The organism is Microbacterium sp. bgisy203, assembly GCF_057706945.1.
This window is the reverse complement of the sequence record NZ_JBYIPF010000002.1, coordinates 232,739-252,581: the sequence shown is the minus strand read 5'-3', so window position 1 is coordinate 252,581 and position 19,843 is coordinate 232,739. Positions and strand designations below refer to the sequence as shown.

Sequence of the window (19,843 nt, the reverse complement as noted above, 5' to 3'; positions counted from 1 at the left end):
GGGGTGCCGCAGTGACCGATCTGGCGACAACGCCGAAGGCCGACGATTCGTCGGACGAGCGGCCGACCGACGACAGCACGACCGCGGTGATCGACGCCTCGGCATCCGACGCCCCGCTGCAGTGGGCGCCTGCCGAGCCCGCGCGGAAGAAGAAGCGTCTCTGGCTGTGGATCGCCGCCCCCGTCGCCGTCATCGCGGCCGGTGCCGTCGTCGCCTCGCTCGTCCTCATCGCCCCGGGAACCGCCGTCGCCGGCGTCCCGGTCGGCTGGCAGACCGCCGGCGCTGCGACCGACGCCATCGACCAGCGCCTCGCCGAGACGACGCTCATCCTCGGCGACGGCGGGCCGGAGCTGACCGGCGCCGACCTCGGCGCGAGCGTCGACGCGAAAGCGCTCGCCGACACGGCGTTCGCCGAGCGCCCGCTGTGGAACGTCACCCAGTGGAACGGTGAGGCCATCGACGCCCCCGTCACCATCGACACGCAGAAGACCACCGAGGCGCTGCGCGCGGCGCTGCCGGATGCCTGGACCGAACCGACGCCGGCATCGGTCGCCTTCGACGGCGCGTCCTTCGTCGTGACGCCCGCCGTCGACGGCTCGGGCATCGACGTCGCCTCCGTGGAGAAGCAGTTGCACGACGCGTTCGTCGCCGGCGAGACCTCGGTCACGATCGACCCCACCGCCACGGTCGTCGCCTCTCCCGCGACCACCGAGAACGCCCAGGCCGCCGCCGATCAAGCGAACGCCATGCTCGGCAACGCGGGCTTCTACGTCGGCGACGAGCGCACGGTCCCTGTCGACGCCGCGACCGCGGCGAGCTGGCTCACGATCGCCCCCGACGACTCGGGCACGTTCGCCGTGACGGCGGATGCCGCGAAGATCCAGCCTCTCGTCGACACCCTGCAGCCGCTCGTCGACCAGGCGCCCGCCAACGGCACCGTGATCACGAACTCCAGCGGGGACGTGCTGCGGACGACGATTCCGGGGCACGACGGGCGCGTGCTGGGCGACACCTCGAACGTCGCGCAGGACTATGCGGCGCAGCTCGCGTCCGGCAACGGCGCGTACGCCCTGCCCGTGGAGGTCACCCCCGCCGTCACGACGAAGCTCGAGCGCCTGCTCGAGGTGAACCTCAGCGAGCAGCGCCTGTACCTCAAGGAGAACGGCAACGTCGTCGACTCGTGGTTGATCTCGAGCGGCAAGGACTCGCCCGGGCAGTACTCCCCGACCATCACGGGCCGCTACCGCATCAACTCGCACCACGACGTGCAGACGATGTCGAGCGGCGCCGGCGAGGACGGCAGCGGCTACTGGGATTACCGCGTCGAGAACATCCAGTGGATCATGTACTTCAACGGGAACCAGGCGTTCCACGGGGTGTACTGGCACAACAAATGGGGTACCAAGCAGAGCCACGGATGCGTCGGCATGCCGAACTCGCGTGCGAAGCAGATCTACGACTGGGCGCCGAACGGCGTCGACGTGTGGATCCACACCTGACCCGGGGCGCGTGATCTCGATACCCGCCCGCGGCGCGGACGCACTCGATCACCGATAGGTCGCGCAACCACTCGCCGGTCGAGTGCCGCGGCGCGCCCGCGCGCGGCGCGCCGTCCGCCGGCCCCGAGACCCTGTTTTCTCGACGAGACCGCGTGTTTCATCGCCGGGTCTCGTCGAGAACGCGCGGTCTCGCGGGAACCAGGGGCGTCGCGCGCCACGCCTTCGCCGGTCGAGTGCCGCGGCGCAGCCGCGGTGTATCGAGACCACCCGTCGCAACGGAGAAGGGGCCGGATGCCTCGGCATCCGGCCCCTCTCGCGTCAGAGCGTCAGAGCGTCAGAGGATTACAGCGCGTCGATCACCGCGTTGAGGGTCGCGGACGGGCGCATGACGGCGGCGACCTTCTCGGCGTCGGGGTGGTAGTACCCGCCGATGTCGACGGGCTCACCCTGGACGGCGGCGAGCTCGGCGACGATGGTCTCCTCGTCGGCCGCGAGCTTCTCCGCGATCGGGGCGAATGCGGCGGCGAGCTCGGGGTCGACCGTCTGGTTCGCGAGCTCCTGCGCCCAGTAGAGCGCGAGGTAGAAGTGGCTGCCGCGGTTGTCGACCGTGCCGAGCTTGCGGCCCGGCGAGCGGTCCTCTTCGAGGAACGTTCCGGTCGCGGCATCCAGCGTGTCGGCCAACACCTTCGCCTTCGCGTTGCCGGTGTAGTCGGCGAGGTGCTCGAACGACGCGGCGAGGGCGAAGAACTCGCCCAGCGAGTCCCAGCGCAGGTAGTCCTCTTCGAGCAGCTGCTGCACGTGCTTGGGAGCCGAGCCGCCGGCTCCGGTCTCGAAGAGGCCCCCACCCGCGAGGAGCGGGACGATCGAGAGCATCTTCGCCGATGTGCCCACCTCGAGGATCGGGAACAGGTCGGTGAGGTAGTCGCGCAGCACGTTGCCGGTGACCGAGATCGTGTCCTCGCCCTTGCGCAGACGCGCGAGAGAGTACTTCGTCGCCTCGGCGGGCGGGAGGATCACGATCGTGATGTCGCTCGTTTCGAGCGTCGCAAGCGCCTGGTGCACCTTGCCGATCAGCTGCGCGTCGTGCGCGCGGTTGACGTCGAGCCAGAAGACCGCCGGGGCACCGGTCGCGCGGGCGCGCGAGACGGCGAGGCGCACCCAGTCCATGATCGGCAGGTGCTTGGTCTGGGTGGCGCGCCAGATGTCGCCCTTCTCGACGACGTGCTCGATGAGCACGACACCGTCGGCGTCGAGCACCTCGACGACGCCGTCGGCAGGGATCTCGAAGGTCTTGTCGTGGCTGCCGTACTCCTCGGCCGCCTGGGCCATGAGGCCGACGTTCGGCACGGTGCCGATCGTGGCCGGGTCGAGCGGACCGTTCGCGATGACGTCATCGATGACCGCCTGGTAGACGCCGGCGTAGGAGGAGTCGGGGATGACCGCGATCGTGTCGTCCTCGCCGCCGTCGACGCCCCAGAGCTTGCCGCCGTTGCGGATGAGGGCGGGCATGGAGGCATCCACGATCACGTCCGACGGCACGTGCAGGTTCGTGATGCCCTTGTCGCTGTTGACGTAGCTGAGACGCGGGCCGGCCTCGAGGTCCTGCGCGATGCGTGCCGAGATCGCCTCGCCGTCGGCGAGGTCACCGAGCCCCGCGAGGATCGAGCCGAGGCCGTTGTTGCCGTTGAGGCCCGCCTCGGCGAGTTCGGCGCCGTACGTGTCGAAGACGTCGGCGAAGAAGGCGCGCACGACATGGCCGAAGATGATCGGGTCGCTGACCTTCATCATCGTGGCCTTGAGGTGCACCGAGTAGAGGACATCCTCGGCCTTCGCCTGAGCGAGGGTGTCGGCGAGGAAGGCATCCAGCGCCTTGGCGGAGAGGAACGTCGCGTCGACGACCTCGCGCGGAAGGACCTTGAGTCCCTGCTTCAGCACCGTGACGGTGCCGTCGGTGGCGGTGTGGCGGACGCTCAGCACGTCGTCGTGCGCGGCGATCCAGCTCTTCTCGTTGCTGCGGAAGTCGTGCGTCGACATCGTCGCGACGCGGGTCTTCGATCCCGGCGCGAACGGCTTGTTGGTGTGCGGGTGCTTGCGCGCGTAGTTCTTGACCGACAGCGGTGCACGGCGGTCGCTGTTGCCCTCCCGCAGCACAGGGTTCACGGCGGAGCCCTTGATGCGGTCATAGCGCGCGCGGATGTCCTTCTGCTCGACGGTCGCCGGGTCGTCCGGATAGTCGGGGATGTCGTAGCCCTGGCCCTGCAGCTCCGCGATCGCGGCCTTCAGCTGGGGGATGGATGCCGAGATGTTCGGCAGCTTGATGATGTTCGCGGCGGGGAGGGTCGCCAGTCCGCCGAGCTCGGCGAGGGCGTCGCCCACCTGCTGCTCGGGGGTCAGGCGCTGCGGAAACGCCGCGAGGATGCGGGCGGCGAGGGAGATGTCGCGGGTGTCGATGTCGACGCCCGCCTGGCCGGCGAAGGCCTGGACGATCGGCAGGAACGAAGCGGTGGCGAGGGCCGGGGCTTCGTCGGTGTGCGTGTAGATGATGGTGGAGTCGGGCACGGGTGATCTTCCTTCGGAGCGTCTCGCGGGCGATCGCGACGATGAGCTGGGCGACCAGCGCCGCACCGCTTCGCGCGAGCTCGTTCGCGCAGAGCGCGGGCACGTCGGGATCGTCCTCCACCCTATCGCACCCGGAAAAGTATCTTGATATCGAGATAACTGCGCGTGCGCCGGGACGGCGCGGATTCGCACGCGGGCGGCGCCGATTCGGAGATTCGCGACAGATTCGGATGCCTGCGGCCACCGCGCCCGAATCCGTCGCGATCTTCCGATTCTGTGGCGCTCGGGCACCGTGCGCGGGAGCGATAGCCTGGCGTCGTGCCGCGTTTCGACCTCCCCCTCGCCGACCTGCAGACCTATCTTCCCGACGTCCGTGAGCCCGCGGATTTCGATGACTTCTGGCGCGCGACGATCGCCGACGCCCGGGCCGCGGGCGGTGAGGTCGTCGTCACGCCCATCGAGACGCCGCTCACCCAGCTCGACGCGTACGACGTGACGTTCCCGGGCTTCGCGGGCGACCCCATCAAGGCGTGGCTCCTGCTCCCGACGGGGGCGATGGATGCCGGCACACCGCTGCCTGCCGTCGTCGAGTACAACGGCTACGGCGGCGGGCGCAGCCTGCCCTTCGAGCGACTGGGCTGGGCGGCATCCGGCTATGCGCACCTGTTCATGGACACGCGCGGACAGGGCTCGGTGTGGGGCAACGGCGGCGATACCCCTGATCCGCACGGGTCGGGCCCAGCCGTCCCCGGCTTCATGACACGCGGCATCGACAGCCCCGAGGACTACTACTATCGGCGCGTGTTCACCGACGCCGTCCGGGCGATCGACGCGATGCGCTCACTCGACGTCGTCGACGCGGCGCGGGTCTCGGTCGTCGGCGGCAGCCAGGGCGGCGGCATCACGCTGGCGGCGGCGGGCCTGGCCGAGGGCCTCGTCGCCGCGATGCCCGACGTGCCGTTCCTGTGCCACTTCGAGCGCGCGGTCGGCCTCACCGACGCGTTCCCCTACCAAGAGGTCGTGCAGTACCTCGCGGTGCACCGCGGCGCCGAAGATCGCGTCTTCGAGACACTCTCGTATTTCGACGGCGCGAACTTCGCGAAGCGCGCGGATGCCGCGACCCTCTTCTCGGTCGGCCTGATGGATCCGGTATGCCCGCCGTCGACCGTGTACGCGGCCTTCAACCACTACCGGGGCGCTGACAAGCACATCGAGATCTACCCGCACAACCAGCACGAAGGCGGACAGGCCCACCAGTGGCGGGCACAGGCCGCCTTCCTCGCCGCGCGCGTCTGACGCGCGGCGCCCCGTGAGGTCGCCAGTCGGCTCTCGCCGAGCGGGCGGCTCACCCCTCGGCAGCCGCCGTCACATGCAAGCCGTCACATGCAGCACGATCGCCTGCGCGGGCCACAGGGCGGGCAGTTGCAGGCCGACCTCGGTCAGGAGAGCGCCGGTCAGCGTCACCTCGCCCGCCGATATCCACGCGGGGGTGATCCACGAGGCGCTGCGCGGGGCGCCGATCTCACCCCGCACTCGCACGCGGTAGCGCCGCGCGGGGTCGAGGCCGGCCAGGCGCAGCCGCTCCGGGCGCGCGTCCTCGAGGCTGCGCACCGTCGCGGCGACGACGACCGCCTCGTCCGCCGCGTCGGTCGTGAACTGCGTCACCCGCCATGCGGGGTCCCGCAGATCGGGATGCGAGACGCGCCCCCAGTGAGTCACGTGCCGCAGTTCGCGGTACAGCTGCGCGAACCGCGCGACGACGGCGAGCTCTTCGTCGGAGAGCACGGCGATGTCGGTCTCGAACCCCGCCGAGCCGAGCAGGCTCGTCGCCATGCGGTAGGACAGGTCGGTCGTCCGGCCGGAGCTGTGCGAATGCTCTGGGCCGACGTGTGCGCCGACGAGCTCGGGCGGCAGCAGCAGGCCCGTCCACAGCTGGATGTCCTGTCGCTCGACGGGGTCGTTGGAATCGCTCGCCCACACGCGATCAGTCACGCTCAGGATGCCGAGGTCGGTACGCGCTCCACCGCTCGAGCACGACTCGATCTCGAGCCCCGGGTGCGCGGCCTTGAGCTCGGCGATGAGCCGGTAGACGGCGAGCATCTGCGCATGACCGCCGGGCCGGCCGCCGTGGACGGCGTCGACGAGATCGCGGTTGTGGTCCCATTTGATGAAGTCGACGCCGAGCGCACCGACGAGCGCCGTGATCTGGTCGCGCACGTGCGCGTACGCGCCGGGATCGGCGAGGTCGAGCACATACTGCGAGCGCCACGACAGCGCGGGATCGTGCGCCAGATACGACGGGTCGTGCAGCAGCCAGTCCGGGTGCGCGCGGGCGACATCGGAGTCGAGGCTGATCATCTCGGGCTCGAACCACAGCCCGAACTCCATACCGAGTTCGTGCACGCGGGCGGCGAGCGGCTCGAGCCCCTCCGGCCACACGTCTCGGTCGACGACCCAGTCGCCGAGACTCGTCGTGTCGTCGCGGCGCCCCGCGAACCACCCGTCGTCGAGCACGAACCGCTCGAACCCGACGGATGCCGCGAGCTCCGCCAGCGCGACCAGGCGCGCCTGATCGTGGTCGAAGTACACCGCCTCCCAGGTGTTGAGGGTCAGCGGACGCTCCGTCCGCGGGTGCTGCGGTCGCGACCGCATCCAGGTGTGCACGCGGGCGGCGAAGCCGTCGAGCCCGGCATCCGTCCAGACGAATGCGGTGCGCGGCGCGGCGTACTCCTCGCCGGGGGCGAGCACCAGCTCACCGGGCCGCAGCAGCTCACCGGCACCGAGGAGAGTCACGGCGTCGGTGACGCGGTCGGTGCGGTACGTCGTGTCGGAGGACCACGCGGCGTGCACACCCCAGCTCTCGCCGCGGCCCCAGCGCGGCTCGTCGACGGAGAGGATGCCGACGGTCGGCGCGTCGTGGCCGGGGCGCCCTCGTCGTGACTGCCGCACCGTGGACCCCGCCGGGATCAGGCTCGTGACCGGTCGCTTCTCGCGCGTCCAGCGTCCGTCGAACGTCGTCAGGTGCGTCGTCGACGTCGGCACCGGAAGGGCGGGCTCGAGCCAGTCGACCTCGACCGGGCCCGTGCCGTCGTTGCGCAGCGCGACATCGACCCAGACGACGCCCCCCGTCTCGATGGCCGCCTCCCAGCGCAGCGAGAGACCCAGGGCGCCGTCGCGCGCGGCGACCACGACACGGTCGGCGTCGGCATCCACCGACGTGACGGCCCAGCGGGGGAACAGGAGTCCCGCCGCGGTACGCACCTGCGCACCCGGGCGGCCCGACCAGCCGTCCGCCTCGGCCGGCACGATCGGCACCTGCCACGCCGCGTCGAGAGAGCCCGCGGGCGACTGGCGGCTCAGGGCCTCGCTCAGCGCCCGCAGGTCCTCGGGCGAGACGGGTCCGAGCGGCGCACCCCAGTGCAGCACGGCAGGCAACCCGTGCGTGCGCGTTTCGAGGACGAGCGCCGTGCCGTGCGCTTCGAGATGGATGTGGTCGGCCGTCATGCAGTGTCCTCCTGCGGGGGGCGACGCTCGCCCGTGCCGCGTTCGATGATCCACGTGGGCAGGGTGATCTGCTGGGTGAAGCCGGAGGGATCGGCGATGCGCGCAATGGCGAGTTCGGCCGCGCGTCGCCCCAGCTCGAGGGGGTCGTACGAGATGACCGACACGCCGAGCACATCGCCGGTGTCGAAGTCGTCGAAACCGATCAGCGCCGTCCGGCCGTCGTCGACGATCTCGCGCAGCACGCGCAGCGCCCCGATGGTCATCCGGTTGTTCCCCGCGACGATCGCGGTCGGCGGTTCGGGGACAGACATCAGTTCGCGCACGAGGCTCGCGGGGTCGAGGGCCAGATCGTCGCGCAGCATCTCCCACGGCGCCGTGTCGGCGACGCCCGCCTCCGCCATCGCCTGGCGGTATCCCGTCAGCCGTTCGACCTGCGTGTAGACGGATGCCGGGTTGCAGATGTACGCGACGCGCCGGTGCCCGATGCGCGTCAGCCGGCGCGTCGCCTCGAGGACGGCGGCGCGGTTGTCGAGCACGATGGAGTCGGCCGCGAGGTTCCGCGCGGGGCGGTCGATCGCGATGATCGGCGTACCGAGCTGGCGCTCGCCCTCGAGATACGACTGATCCTCGCTCACCGGGATGAGGATCAAGGCGCCCACACGCTGCGCGAGCAGCGCGTCGGCGACCCGCCCCTCGCCCTCTTCGGTGTCGTCGGTCGTCGCGACGACGAGGCTGAAGCCGTGGGCGCCGAGCTCCTTCTCGATGCCCGCCGCCACCTTGTAGTAGAACGGGTTGCTCAGCTCACCGATGATGAACCCGACGGTCTTCGTGCCGCCGCCGCGCCGGAGCCCCTGCGCCAGCGTGTTGGGCCGGAATCTCAGGCGCTTGGCCGCCGAGAGCACGCGGTCCACCGTCTGCGGCGCGACGAGCTCGCGCTGAGTGAACACGCGCGACACCGTCTTGGAGCTCACTCCCGCGAGCCGGGCGACATCGTCGAGCGTCGCACGTTGCTGAACCGTCATCGGTCCTCCTGTCGGCATCAGATTATCAGTCCATACGGGAAATGACGACGATAGACATTCTTCGGACATGAGGGGTGCAATCAAGCTCGAGTGCCTTCTTTTTATACCCGATCAGCGGCTATTTCAGTTTCCGCATCGCGGTGCAGACATGGCAAGACAGCGTTGACATCAGCGCCTTGTGGAGGCGCGGAATGTGTGGCTACTGTGGGCCGCGCGCGCCGCCTCGAAGGAGGAGGCTCGGCGCGTGAGCGGTTTCAAGGGTGAACCTGACAAGGAGAAAGACATGGCACGCAAAAGACTCGTGGCCATCGCGGCTGTAGGTTCCGGTTGGAGTTGTCCATTTCGCAGGCGAAATGTCCACGATGTGTCCATCTGGACATTTCGGTCGAACGTCGCGAGTTCTGACAGCATGGGCGGATGGCATTTTCGATCAGGGAGCCGCGCTCGGACGAGGCGCTGGCGATCGCCGATCTTCACGTCGCGACGTGGAAGGAGGCGTACACACACCTGCTACCGGAGGACTATTTCTCCGAGCAGTACGTCGCGGGTCGTCACCGGATGTGGCAGCACGTTCTGACGCACCCGCGTGACGACATGCTCGTTCGAGTAGCTGAGGCCGATGGCGAGATCGTCGGATTCGCTTGGGTAGGTCCGGATGAGGGTGTCAATGGCGAAGAGGCGCCGCGTGAACGTCTCCTCTACGCGATCTACGTTCTGGCTGCGCAGTACGGGACTGGGATCGGCCAAGCGCTGCTGGACGACGCGCTGGGGGATGGTCCGGCGATGCTGTGGGTGGCCAAAGAGAATCCACGCGCGACGGCCTTCTACCTCCGCAACGGGTTCCGTTTCGACGGCGTCGAACAGGTCGACCCTCATGCCCCGTTGATCACCGACGCGCGGATGGTGCGATAGCTGTGTGGGAGACGGGCGACCGGTTCGATGCGGTCAAATCGGCGGAACTGGCACTCCTCGATAGCGAGGTCCGACATGACCCGAATCGAGTGCGCGAGCTCCTGCATCCCGATTTCGTTGAGATCGGACGTTCGGGCCGACGTTGGACGATGAATGCAACGATCGCCGCCCTTGAGGCCGAGACGTCGCGCATCGAACCAGAGACCGATGAGTGGCTGTTCAACGAGGTCTCGCCTTCGTTGATCTTGGTGACGTACCGCATCACCGGGAGAGACGGCAGTAGCAGGCACGCATCATTGTGGGACGTCAGTGGCATTGCTCCGGTGATCCGCTATCACCAGGGCACGCTGGTCCGCCCGAACGACGACTGAATCGGACAAGTCCACCTGTGCTCGGCGACCATCTCCGTGGACATTTCCCCGTGCGATCGCTTCAGTTGCAACCGCACGGGGGACATCTCTGAGCGGTTCCTACAGCGGCGTTCGCCGTCGCGGGCATCGCACTGAGCGGCTGCTCAGGGGGCGGTGGCGAGGGCATGGACGCCTCCAACACGATCGACGGCGAGATCAAGGGCGACATCAAGGTCGTCACGTGGCGCACCGATCTCGTCGAGGACGGCACGTTCCAGAAGTACGCCGACGAGTTCAACAAGAAGTATCCCGACGTGAACGTCACGTTCGAGGGCATCACCGACTACGTCGGCGAGATGCTCACCCGCATGTCGACGACGAACTACGGCGACGTCATCGGCATCCCCGCGATCAAGCCCGACCAGTACGACCAGTTCCTCGAGCCGCTCGGGGACACCTCGAGCTTCGAGGGCACGTACCGCTTCCTGCCCGCGGCGAGCTACGACGGCACCCAGTACGGCATCGCCTGGGGCGGCAACGCCAACGGCGTCGTGTACAACAAGAAGGTCTTCGAAGAGGCCGGCGTCACCGAGCTCCCGACGACCGAGGACGAGTGGCTCGACGCGCTGCAGAAGGTGAAGGACAACACCGACGCAATCCCGCTCTACACGAACTACAAGGACGGCTGGCCGCTCACGCAGAGCTTCGGCAACCTCGGCGTCGTGACCCACGGCCCGGATGCGCCGATCACGATGGCCGAGGACAAGGCGCCCTGGACCGAGGGCACCGATGTCTACGCGATCGACTCGCTGCTCTACGACTCCGTCGCGGCGGGCCTCACCGAGCCCGACCCGTTGACGACCAACTGGGAGCAGTCCAAGGTCGACCTCGGCACCGGCAAGATCGCGGCGATGACGCTCGGGTCGTGGGCGATCTCGCAGATGCAGACCGCGGCAGAGGACAATGGGGCATCCGCCGACGACATCGGCTACATGACCTTCCCCGCGAACGTCGACGGCACGCAGTACGCGGTCATCGGCGGCGACTACAACCTCGCCGTGAGCAAGCACTCGAAGGCGAAGGCCGCCGCGTGGGCCTGGATCCAGTGGGTCGTCGCTGACTCGGGCTACACCGAGGCGCAGGGCATGATCTCGCCGCTCATCGACAAGGAGCTGCCGCCGAACCTCGCCGGCTTCACCGACGCAGGCGTCGAGCTCATGGAGATCAACCCCGCTCCCGCCGGCAAGGAGGGTCTCATCAACGAGATCGCCGACGACTCGCAGGTCGACCTCTACGGACCGATCTACCGCCAGAAGCTCATCGACATCGCCCGTGGCGCTGCCGACGGCGACAAGGACAGCTACTTCGCCGAGCTGAACGAGCGCTGGGGCGCCTCGGTCGAAAAGCTCGCCGGCTGACACGGAAGGACACACGATGGCGATCGCAGCACCCGGCTCCGCACCCGCGGATGCCCCTGCGGTCCTGTCTGCACCCGCTCGGTCTCGTCGGGTGCGCGGCTCCGGCCGCGCGCCCGGCGGGGACGGCGGCGCACGCGGGACGGCGAGACGCACGTTCCTGCAGAAGCTGACGCCCTGGCTCTTCCTCGCCGGCGCCGTCGCGCTGCTTCTGCTGTTCACCTACTGGCCCGCGGTGAACCTCTTCTACTACAGCATCACCGACTGGGACGGCATCGACCTGACGAAGAACATCGTCGGGCTCGACAACTACATCCAGGTCTTCACCGATCCGCGCATCTTCAGCGTCTTCTGGGTGAGCCTGTACTACTTCGTCGCCTCGTTCGTGCAGATGGCGATCGCCCTGTACTTCGCCGCGATCCTGAGCTTCTCCACGCGGTTCAGCAACCTCTTCCGCGGCATCCTCTTCTTTCCCTACCTCATCAACGGCGTCGCAGTCGGGTTCGTCTTCCTCTACCTCTTCCAGCCCGGGGGGACGCTCGACACCGTCCTGGCGTGGTTCGGCGTCGCCGACCCGCCGCAATGGCTGGGCAACCCCGACATCGTCAACTGGTCGCTCGCTGGAACGTCGGTCTGGCGATACACAGGCCTCAACTTCGTGCTCTTCCTCGGCGCGATCCAGTCGATCCCGCACGAGCTGTACGAAGCAGCGGATCTCGACGGCGCCAACAAGTGGCAGCAGTTCTGGGCGATCATCTTCCCCGGCATCCGGCGCATCATCGGGCTCTCGTTCATCCTCGCGATCGCCGGCAGCCTCTCGGTGTTCGAAGTGCCCTTCATCATGACCGGCGGCGCCAACGGTTCGGCGACGTTCGTGATCCAGACCCTGCAGACCGCGTTCAGCTTCCGGCAGGTGGGCCTCGCCTCCGCGATGGCGGTGGTACTGCTGGCGATCGTCCTCGTCGTCACGTGGATCCAGCGCCAGGTCTTCCCCGACGAGAAAGTCGACCTGACATGACCGCGACATCCGCGCCCGAGCGGCGCATCATCCCCGGCCGGAGCCTCCGCTCGCGGTCGGTGCGCTGAGCGCCACGACGGCAAAGTACGTAAGCCTCATCCTTGCCGCCCTCGTCACGCTGCTGCCGCTGTCGGTACTGCTGTTCGCGAGCCTGAAGACGAAGTCGGAATACGCCCAGAGCGGGCCGTTCGATCCGCCGTCGGACTGGCTCAACTTCGACAACTTCGTGACGGCGTTCACGAGCGGCAAGATGCTCGAGGGGTTCGTGAACACCGCCGTCGTGCTCGCCGTCTCACTTGTGGGCACGATCTTCCTCGGCACGATGGCCGCGTACGCTCTCGACCGGTTCGCGTTCCGCTGCAAGAAGCTCGTGATGGGGCTGTTCCTCCTGGCGACCCTCATCCCGGGTGTGACCAGCCAGGTCGCCACGTTCCAGCTCATCAACGGCATGGGACTGTACGACACCAAGGCCGCCCTGATCCTGCTGTTCATGGGCACCGACATCATCGCCATCTACCTGTTCATCCAGTTCATGCAGGGCATCCCGATCTCGCTCGACGAGGCGGCGATGATCGACGGCGCGAACCGGTGGACGATCTACTGGCGCATCGTGCTGCCGCTGCTGCGCCCCGCGATCGCGACCGTCGTTATCATCAAGGGCATCGCGATCTACAACGAGTTCTACACCCCGTTCCTCTATCTGCCGTCCCAAGGCCTGATCTCGACGTCGCTGTTCCGCTTCAAGGGGCCTTTCGGCGCCCAGTGGGAAGTGATCGCCGCCGGCACGATCCTCGTCATCATCCCGACCCTCATCGCCTTCCTGCTGCTGCAGCGCTGGATCTACAAGGGCCTCACCTCCGGAGCCGTCAAATGACCCGCCTCTCCTCCCGCACGCTTCACGACGGCTGGACCCTGCGCGCCGCCTCCGGCCCCGCGCCTGCCGAAGTCGCCGATACGACGATCCCGGCAACCGTGCCGGGGACGGTGCACGTCGACCTGATCGCCCAGGGCCTCATCCCCGACCCGTTCCACGGCGTCAACGAGGCCGCGGTCGCGTGGGTCGGTCTCATCGACTGGACCTACGAGACGACCTTCATGTGGTCACCCGACGGAAACCTTCGCCACGATCTCGTGTTCGAAGGCCTCGACACGGTCGCCGCGATCCGTCTCAACGGCGCGCCCCTGGGCGAGACGGCGAACCAGCACCGCTCGTACCGCTTCGACGTCGCGGCGCTGCTGGTCGAGGGCGAGAACTCCCTCGAGATCGCTTTCCGCGCCCCGATCCCGTACGCGAACACGCAGAGCCTCGAGCTCGGCGTGCGCCCGCGGCCCTACCCGCTGCCGTACGAGGCGATCCGCAAGTCGGCGTGCAACTTCGGCTGGGACTGGGGTGTCGCCACCTTCACGAGCGGACCGTGGAAGCCCGTGCGCCTGGAATCGTGGTCGGGTGCCCGCCTCGCCGAGGTACGCGTCACCGCGACGCCCGACGGCGACGCCGGATTCGTCGATGTCGAGATCGTCGTCGAGCGCGACGGAGCGCAGGATGCCGCGGCATCCGCCCCGTTGTCGCTCATCGCCACCGTGAACGGCCCCGGCGTGCTGGCAGACGCCGTGCCCAGCGCCGACGCCGTCGTCGACGGCGACCGCGCACGCGTACGCGTCGCGCTCGAAGAGGCGCAGCGGTGGTGGCCCGTCGGCTATGGTGCGCAGCCCCGCTACGTCGTCGACGTGCGACTGACGGGTGACACCGACGGGGACGGCGTGCTGGCTGCGACCCATCGCACGGTCGGGTTCCGCACGGTGGAGTGGGACCAGTCGGCGGATGCCGCCGGCAACGCCTTCACGCTCGTCGTCAACGGTCAGCGGGTCTTCGTCAAGGGAGTCAACTGGATTCCCGACGACGCCCTCCCCGTGCGGGTGGACCGCGCCCGCATCGAGCGGCGGTTCCGCCAGGCGTTGGATGCGAACCTCAACCTCATCCGGGTGTGGGGCGGCGGTCTGTACGAGTCGGACGACTTCTACGACCTCGCCGACGAGCTCGGCCTGCTCACCTGGCAGGACTTCCTCTTCGCGTGTGCCGCCTACCCCGAAGAGGAGCCGCTGCGTTCGGAGATCGAGGCCGAGGCGCGCGAGAACGTCGCCCGCATCGCCTCGCACCCCTCCCTCGTGCTGCTCACCGGCAACAACGAGTGCCTCGAGGGCTTCGCCGACTGGGGCTGGCAGCGCCGGCTCGACGGAGCGAGCTGGGGGGCGCACTACTACTTCGAGCTCTTCCCGCAGATCATCGCGGAGCTCGCGCCGCACGTGCCATACGTTCCGGGCAGCCCGTTCAGCTCGGGCATGGGATGGGACCCGACCCAGACGCGCGAGGCGCCCAGCGGCAGCCTCACCGGGCCGCACCCCCTCGATCACGGTTCGGGCACGGTGCACCTGTGGCGGCAGTGGAACGACAAGGACTGGACGACCTACCGCGAGCACACCCCGCGCTTCGTCGCCGAGTTCGGATGGCAGGGACCGCCGACGTGGACGACGCTCACCGACTCGCTCGACGACGACCCGCTCACGCCCGAATCGCGCGGAATGGTCGTGCACCAGAAGGCCGCGGAGGGCAACACGAAGCTCACGAACGGCCTCCTCCCCCACTACCGTCTGCCGGCGGACATGGAGACGTGGCACTGGGCCATGCAGCTCAACCAGGCGAACGCCGTCGGCGCCGCCCTGGATCACTTCCGGTCGTGGGCGCCGCACACGATGGGTGCGATCGTCTGGCAGCTCAACGACTGCTGGCCGGTCACCTCGTGGGCCGCGATCGACGGCGCCGAGCGCGCCAAGCCGCTTTTCCACGCGCTGCGCAACGCCTTCGCGCCGCGCGTCGCAACCATCCAGCCGCGCCAGGTCGCCGGTGTCGGCGGGCTCGCGGTCGCGCTCGGCAACGACACCGGCGACGAGTGGACGGGGCACCTCGACGTGCGCCGCCTCTCCTACGGCGGGCGCGCCCTCGCGAGCATCACCGTCCCGGTCTCGGTGCCCCCGCGCGGCACGCTCGTCGTCCCGATCGACCCCGGCATCGCGACCCCGGCCGACGCGGCGAGCGAGCTGCTCGTCGCCGAGGCGACCGGCATCCGCGGCTTCTGGTTCTTCGCCGAGCCGCGAGACTCCGCACTCCCGGCGCAGGACATCGAGCTCACGACCCGGGCGGTGGAGGGCGGCACGGTCGTCACCGTGCGCGCACGCGCCCTCACACGCGACCTCACGCTGCTCGTCGACAAGGTGCACCCGACGGCGCACGCGGTCGAGGCCCTGCTGACCCTGCTGCCCGGGGAGGCGGCCGACATCCTCGTGCGCCACGATGGCACCCTGGATGCCGATGCGCTGCGCGACCCGCGCGTGCTCCGCAGCGCCGGCCAGCTGGTGACGCCATGACGGCCGCGGGCTCCGCGCCGCCCCTGCTCGACGCGCCCGTCTGCGGGATGACGTGGGGCTGGACCGGCGTGCGCGGGACGTGGGCGACGTCCGACGCGGCATCGTCGATGCGCGCGATGGCGGAGCAGGCCGTCACCTGGACGGCGCTCTCGTACGCCGCCCTGCAGGCGACGCCGCTGTCGACCGACATCCCGTACGATGCTGCGCCGACCGTGACCGACGACGAGATCGTGTGGGCCATCCGCGAGGCGAAGGAGCTCGGCATGAAGGTGTGCCTGAAGCCCGTCGTGAACGTCGCCGATGGCACATGGCGCGCCCACATCGGCTTCTTCGACTGGGACGTGCCCGGTGAGCCGACCTGGACGCAGTGGTTCGCGTCGTACCGCGCGTTCATCCTCCACGCGGCGCGCCTCGCCGAGGCGGAGCGCTGCGAGATGCTGTGCATCGGCTGCGAGATGGTGCGCGCCGACGGGCAGGAGGCGCACTGGCGGGCTCTCATCGCCGACGTGCGCGAGGTGTACTCCGGCCTGATCACGTACAACTGCGACAAGTATCAAGAAGACCACGTCACGTGGTGGGACGCCGTCGACGTCATCTCGTCGAGCGGCTACTACCCGCTCGGCGGCTGGGACGCGCAGCTCGACCGCATCGAGACGGTCGTGCGCGCGTTCGACAAGCCGTTCGTCTTCCTCGAGGCGGGATGCCCGTCGCGCGAGGGGTCGCCCGCGATCCCGAACGACTGGAGCCTGCCGGGTGAGCCGTCGGGGCAGGCGCAGCTCGACTGGTACCGCGATATGTTCGCCGCGTGCGCACGGCGGCCCTGGGTCGGCGGCTGGTTCCTCTGGGACTGGCCGGCGCGTCTGTACGACGCGGCGGATGCCGCGGGGAACGACGACTACTGCCCGTACGGCAAGCCGGCGGGATCGTTCCTCCGTGAGACCTACACCCGCCTGAACGGCGGATCGATCGAGGAGGAATCGTGACCGACCGCAGCATCCTCGCGATCGACGCGGGTCAGACCGGCATGAAGGTGCGTCTGCAGACGCCCGAGGGCCGCGACGAGCTCGTGTTCCGCGGCATCAACACCCACGAGGCGCTGCTCCCCCAGCTCGCCGATGTCGTGCGCTCATCGCTCGCGCAGACCCGCGCGCAGCCCGAGCTGCTCGCGGCGGGGATCTCCGGTCTCACCGATCGCGACGCCGACCCCGCCGCACTGCTGTCGCTGATCGCCGACACCGGCATCCGCGAAGCGACGCTCGCGCACGACTCGACGACCTCGTTCCTCGGCGCGCTCGGCGACCGGCACGGCGCCGTCGTCGCGGCCGGCACCGGCGTCGTGACCCTCGCAGTCGGTCCGAGCGCCGTTTCGCGCGTCGACGGCTGGGGGTACATCATGGGCGACGCCGGCAGCGGGTACTGGATCGGGCGCGAAGCGCTGGACGCCGTCATGCGCGCCTACGACGGCCGCGGGCCGGCGACGGCGCTCACCGATGTCGTCCGCGCGACGTGGCCGGATCTGGAGCAGGCGTACATGGCGCTGCAGGGCGACGAGGAGCGCGTGCGCGTCGTGGCGTCCTTCGCCGCGGACGTCGCGCGGGCCGCCGAGGCCGGCGACGCCGTCGCGCTCCAGATCACCTCCCGCGCCGCCGGCGAGCTGGCAGCGAGCGTGACGACGGCGATCGCCCGTGTGCGGGAGGACGACGAGATCTTCGCCGTATGCGCGATCGGGGGCGTGTTCCGCTCCACCGCGCTGCGCGCGGCTTTCGCCGACGCGTTCGCCGGGCGCACCGACCTCGAGCTGGTGACGGCGCTCGGCGCGGGGATCGACGGAGTCGTCGCCCTCGCAGAGCTGGACGCCGGACATCCGCTCACCTCCGCCGTGCAGCGGGCGGGCACGGCGTGAGCGGCGTGTGAGCGCCCCCGCACGGCTGCTGTTCGGCGGCGACGACCACCCCGAACAGTGGGACGAATCGGTGTGGGCGGAGGGTGTCGCCCTCATGCGTGAGGCGCGGGTGAACACCGTGACCCTCGGCGTCTTCGCGTGGAGCCTGCTCGAGGTCGACGACGGCGTGTGGGACTGGGGCTGGTTCGACCGGGTGATCGCAGAGCTGACGGATGCCGGAATCGGCATCGACCTCGCGACGCCGACCGCCGCGCCGCCGACATGGCTGCACCGCGCCCATCCCGAGATCATCCCGACCGACCGCCGCGGCATCCGCTCCCACAGCGGCGGCCACTTCGGCTGGTGCGCGAGCCACCCCGTCTGGCACGAGCACTCGACGCGCATCGCGCGCGCGGACGAGGCCGCGTCCGTCCCCGGCGGGCGATCGTGACCGCGCCGCACACGGGTCGCATCACGCTCGTCGATCCCGAGTCGAGCCTCACCGCGTCGGTGCGGCGCGCACGGCCGCTGCGCTCGCTCCTGCGCCTGCTGCGCCCGCATCGGTTCGGACTCTCCCTCGCCGTCCTGGCGTTCGTCATCAAGGACAGCGCGGTCTGGGTGCTGCCGCCCGTGACGGCCGCGATCATCGACATCGTCGTCGCCGGCGGACCCGTCGAGAACATCGGCGGGTGGGCGCTCGTCGCCGTCGCCGTGCTCGCGCTGAACTACCCCTTCAACATGGTCGTGGTGCGTCTCACGAGCTCGGCGAACCGCACGCTCGCCTACACCGTCCGCACGGGCCTCGCCGCGCGCCTGCAGCGTCTCTCGCTCGGCTTCCACAACCGCCAGAGCGCCTCGATCGTGCAGACGAAGATCGTCCGCGATGTCGAGAATCTCGAGCTCATGCTCGCGCAGGTGTTCCCCACGGTCGTCTCAGCGCTGTCGACGCTCGTGGGCGCCGTCCTCATCACGGCTCTCACGGTGCCGCTGTTCGTAGGGGTGTTCGCGATCGCGATCCCGATCGCGGCATCCCTCATCGTCTACATCCGCCGGCGCGCCGCCACCCGCAATGAGGACTTCCGGCGCGAGGTGGAGCAGCTGTCGGCGCGCGTGAGCGAAATGGCCGCCCTCATGCCGATCACCCGCGGCCACGGCCTCGAGGACGTCGCGACGGCGCGCGTCGCCGAACGCGCCGACTCGGTGCGCCGCGCCGGGCGCGACCTCGACGTGCTCAACGGCCGATTCGGCGCGCTGTCGTGGATCTCGTATCAGATCCTCGGACTGCTGTGCCTCGTCGGCTCGGCCGCCCTCGCGGTCAGCGGCATCGTCCCCATCACGCCGGGCCAGGTGGTGCTGCTCAGCACGTATTTCGGCGTGCTGACCAACGCGATCGTCATGATCATGAACGCCACGCCGATCTTCACCCGCGGCATGGATGCCATGCGCTCGATCGCCGACGTCGCCGAAGAGCTCGACGTGGAAGACAGCCGCGGCAAGACCGAGATCACCCAGCTGCGCGGCGACGTGCAGCTGGAGGACGTCATCGTGCGCTACCCCGGCGATGACCAGGCCGCGCTCGACGGGGTCGACCTCGACATCCCCGCGGGCCGCACCGTCGCCTTCGTCGGACCGTCCGGCTCGGGAAAGTCGACGATCCTCAACACGATCCTCGGGTTCGTGCGCCCGACGTCGGGCACCGTCCGCATCGACGGACGCGACCTGACGACGGTCGACCTGCGGTCGATGCGCCGATTCGTCTCGATCGTGCCGCAGGAGACGGTACTGCTCGCCGGATCCGTGCGCGAGAACGTCGCCTACGGCAAGGCCGACGTCACCGATGTCGACGTGTTCGCCGCGCTCGCCGAGGCGAACGCCCTCGACATCGTCTCCGGCTCCGACGACGGCCTCGACACGATCGTCGGCGAGCGCGGCTCGCGCCTGTCGGGGGGCCAGCGGCAGCGGCTCGCGATCGCACGCGCCCTCATCCGCGATCCGCGCATCCTCGTGCTCGACGAGGCGACGAGCGCGCTCGACGCCGAATCCGAGGCGCGCGTCACCGAGGCGCTCGACCGGGCGCGCCGCGGTCGCACGACCTTCATCGTCGCGCACCGCCTGTCGACCGTGCGCGGAGCCGACCTCATCGTCGTCGTCGAACACGGGCGCATCGTCGAGACGGGCACGCACGCCGAGCTGATCGCCGCCGGAGGACTCTACTCCCGCCTCGCGCTGGTGCAGACCGGCACGTGAGCGGTCGGCATC

14 protein-coding genes and 1 pseudogene are annotated in these 19,843 nt (G+C 69.4%); 12 read left to right on the top strand and 3 right to left on the bottom strand.

What is annotated here, in order from left to right:
* Positions 1–11 precede the first annotated feature (11 nt).
* On the top strand, positions 12–1,499 hold the full coding sequence (locus tag AC3ENQ_RS04515) for a L,D-transpeptidase (protein WP_431802109.1): 1,488 nt from the start codon (positions 12–14) through the stop codon (positions 1,497–1,499).
* Positions 1,500–1,841: 342 nt separating this feature from the next.
* Here the strand turns inward: AC3ENQ_RS04515 and AC3ENQ_RS04510 are convergent, their stop codons facing one another.
* Positions 1,842–4,058, bottom strand: coding sequence for an NADP-dependent isocitrate dehydrogenase (locus tag AC3ENQ_RS04510; RefSeq protein ID WP_431802107.1), 2,217 nt, complete (start codon positions 4,056–4,058; stop codon positions 1,842–1,844).
* A 318-nt stretch (positions 4,059–4,376) separates the two neighbouring features.
* On the opposite strand from AC3ENQ_RS04510, the gene AC3ENQ_RS04505 reads away from it, so the two are divergent.
* A complete protein-coding gene (locus tag AC3ENQ_RS04505) occupies positions 4,377–5,354 on the top strand; it encodes an acetylxylan esterase (protein WP_431802105.1) in 978 nt (325 codons plus the stop codon).
* Positions 5,355–5,423: 69 nt separating this feature from the next.
* Here the strand turns inward: AC3ENQ_RS04505 and AC3ENQ_RS04500 are convergent, their stop codons facing one another.
* Together AC3ENQ_RS04500 and AC3ENQ_RS04495 are read right to left on the bottom strand one after the other, a co-directional pair.
* Positions 5,424–7,562 carry an alpha-galactosidase gene (locus AC3ENQ_RS04500; protein WP_431802103.1) on the bottom strand — a complete coding sequence of 713 codons (2,139 nt, stop codon included), beginning with the start codon at positions 7,560–7,562 and terminating at the stop codon, positions 5,424–5,426.
* Entirely contained in the window at positions 7,559–8,584 is a 1,026-nt protein-coding gene (locus AC3ENQ_RS04495; protein WP_431802102.1) for a LacI family DNA-binding transcriptional regulator, read from the bottom strand. Before AC3ENQ_RS04495 ends, AC3ENQ_RS04500 begins: the two co-directional genes overlap by 4 nt.
* A gap of 417 nt (positions 8,585–9,001) precedes the next feature.
* Between AC3ENQ_RS04495 and AC3ENQ_RS04490 the strand changes: the two genes are divergently transcribed.
* The 10 genes and pseudogenes from AC3ENQ_RS04490 (at position 9,002) to AC3ENQ_RS04445 (ending at position 19,831) form a co-directional block, all read left to right on the top strand.
* Complete coding sequence (locus AC3ENQ_RS04490; protein ID WP_431802100.1) at positions 9,002–9,496, top strand: GNAT family N-acetyltransferase; 495 nt, start codon at positions 9,002–9,004, stop codon at positions 9,494–9,496.
* A 2-nt stretch (positions 9,497–9,498) separates the two neighbouring features.
* Positions 9,499–9,867, top strand: a complete 369-nt coding sequence (locus AC3ENQ_RS04485) for a nuclear transport factor 2 family protein (RefSeq protein ID WP_431802099.1) — start codon at positions 9,499–9,501, stop codon at positions 9,865–9,867.
* 164 nt (positions 9,868–10,031) lie between these two features.
* Positions 10,032–11,264, top strand: a complete 1,233-nt coding sequence (locus tag AC3ENQ_RS04480) for an ABC transporter substrate-binding protein (RefSeq protein ID WP_431802097.1) — start codon at positions 10,032–10,034, stop codon at positions 11,262–11,264.
* 16 nt (positions 11,265–11,280) lie between these two features.
* Positions 11,281–12,279 carry a carbohydrate ABC transporter permease gene (locus AC3ENQ_RS04475; RefSeq protein WP_431802096.1) on the top strand — a complete coding sequence of 333 codons (999 nt, stop codon included), beginning with the start codon at positions 11,281–11,283 and terminating at the stop codon, positions 12,277–12,279.
* Positions 12,276–13,153, top strand: a pseudogene (locus AC3ENQ_RS04470) (carbohydrate ABC transporter permease). Before AC3ENQ_RS04475 ends, AC3ENQ_RS04470 begins: the two are co-directional and overlap by 4 nt.
* Positions 13,150–15,702 carry a glycoside hydrolase family 2 protein gene (locus AC3ENQ_RS04465; RefSeq protein WP_431802094.1) on the top strand — a complete coding sequence of 851 codons (2,553 nt, stop codon included), beginning with the start codon at positions 13,150–13,152 and terminating at the stop codon, positions 15,700–15,702. Before AC3ENQ_RS04470 ends, AC3ENQ_RS04465 begins: the two are co-directional and overlap by 4 nt.
* Positions 15,699–16,685, top strand: a complete 987-nt coding sequence (locus AC3ENQ_RS04460; RefSeq protein WP_431802092.1) for a glycoside hydrolase family 113 — start codon at positions 15,699–15,701, stop codon at positions 16,683–16,685. Before AC3ENQ_RS04465 ends, AC3ENQ_RS04460 begins: the two co-directional genes overlap by 4 nt.
* The gene (locus AC3ENQ_RS04455) at positions 16,682–17,605 is read left to right on the top strand and encodes an N-acetylglucosamine kinase (protein WP_431802090.1); all 924 of its coding nucleotides are present in this window, start codon (positions 16,682–16,684) and stop codon (positions 17,603–17,605) included. The genes AC3ENQ_RS04460 and AC3ENQ_RS04455 overlap by 4 nt, the downstream gene beginning before the upstream one ends.
* Positions 17,606–17,612: 7 nt before the next feature.
* Positions 17,613–18,035 carry a beta-galactosidase gene (locus AC3ENQ_RS04450; RefSeq protein WP_431802088.1) on the top strand — a complete coding sequence of 141 codons (423 nt, stop codon included), beginning with the start codon at positions 17,613–17,615 and terminating at the stop codon, positions 18,033–18,035.
* Complete coding sequence (locus AC3ENQ_RS04445; protein WP_431802086.1) at positions 18,032–19,831, top strand: ABC transporter ATP-binding protein; 1,800 nt, start codon at positions 18,032–18,034, stop codon at positions 19,829–19,831. Before AC3ENQ_RS04450 ends, AC3ENQ_RS04445 begins: the two co-directional genes overlap by 4 nt.
* Positions 19,832–19,843 lie beyond the last annotated feature (12 nt).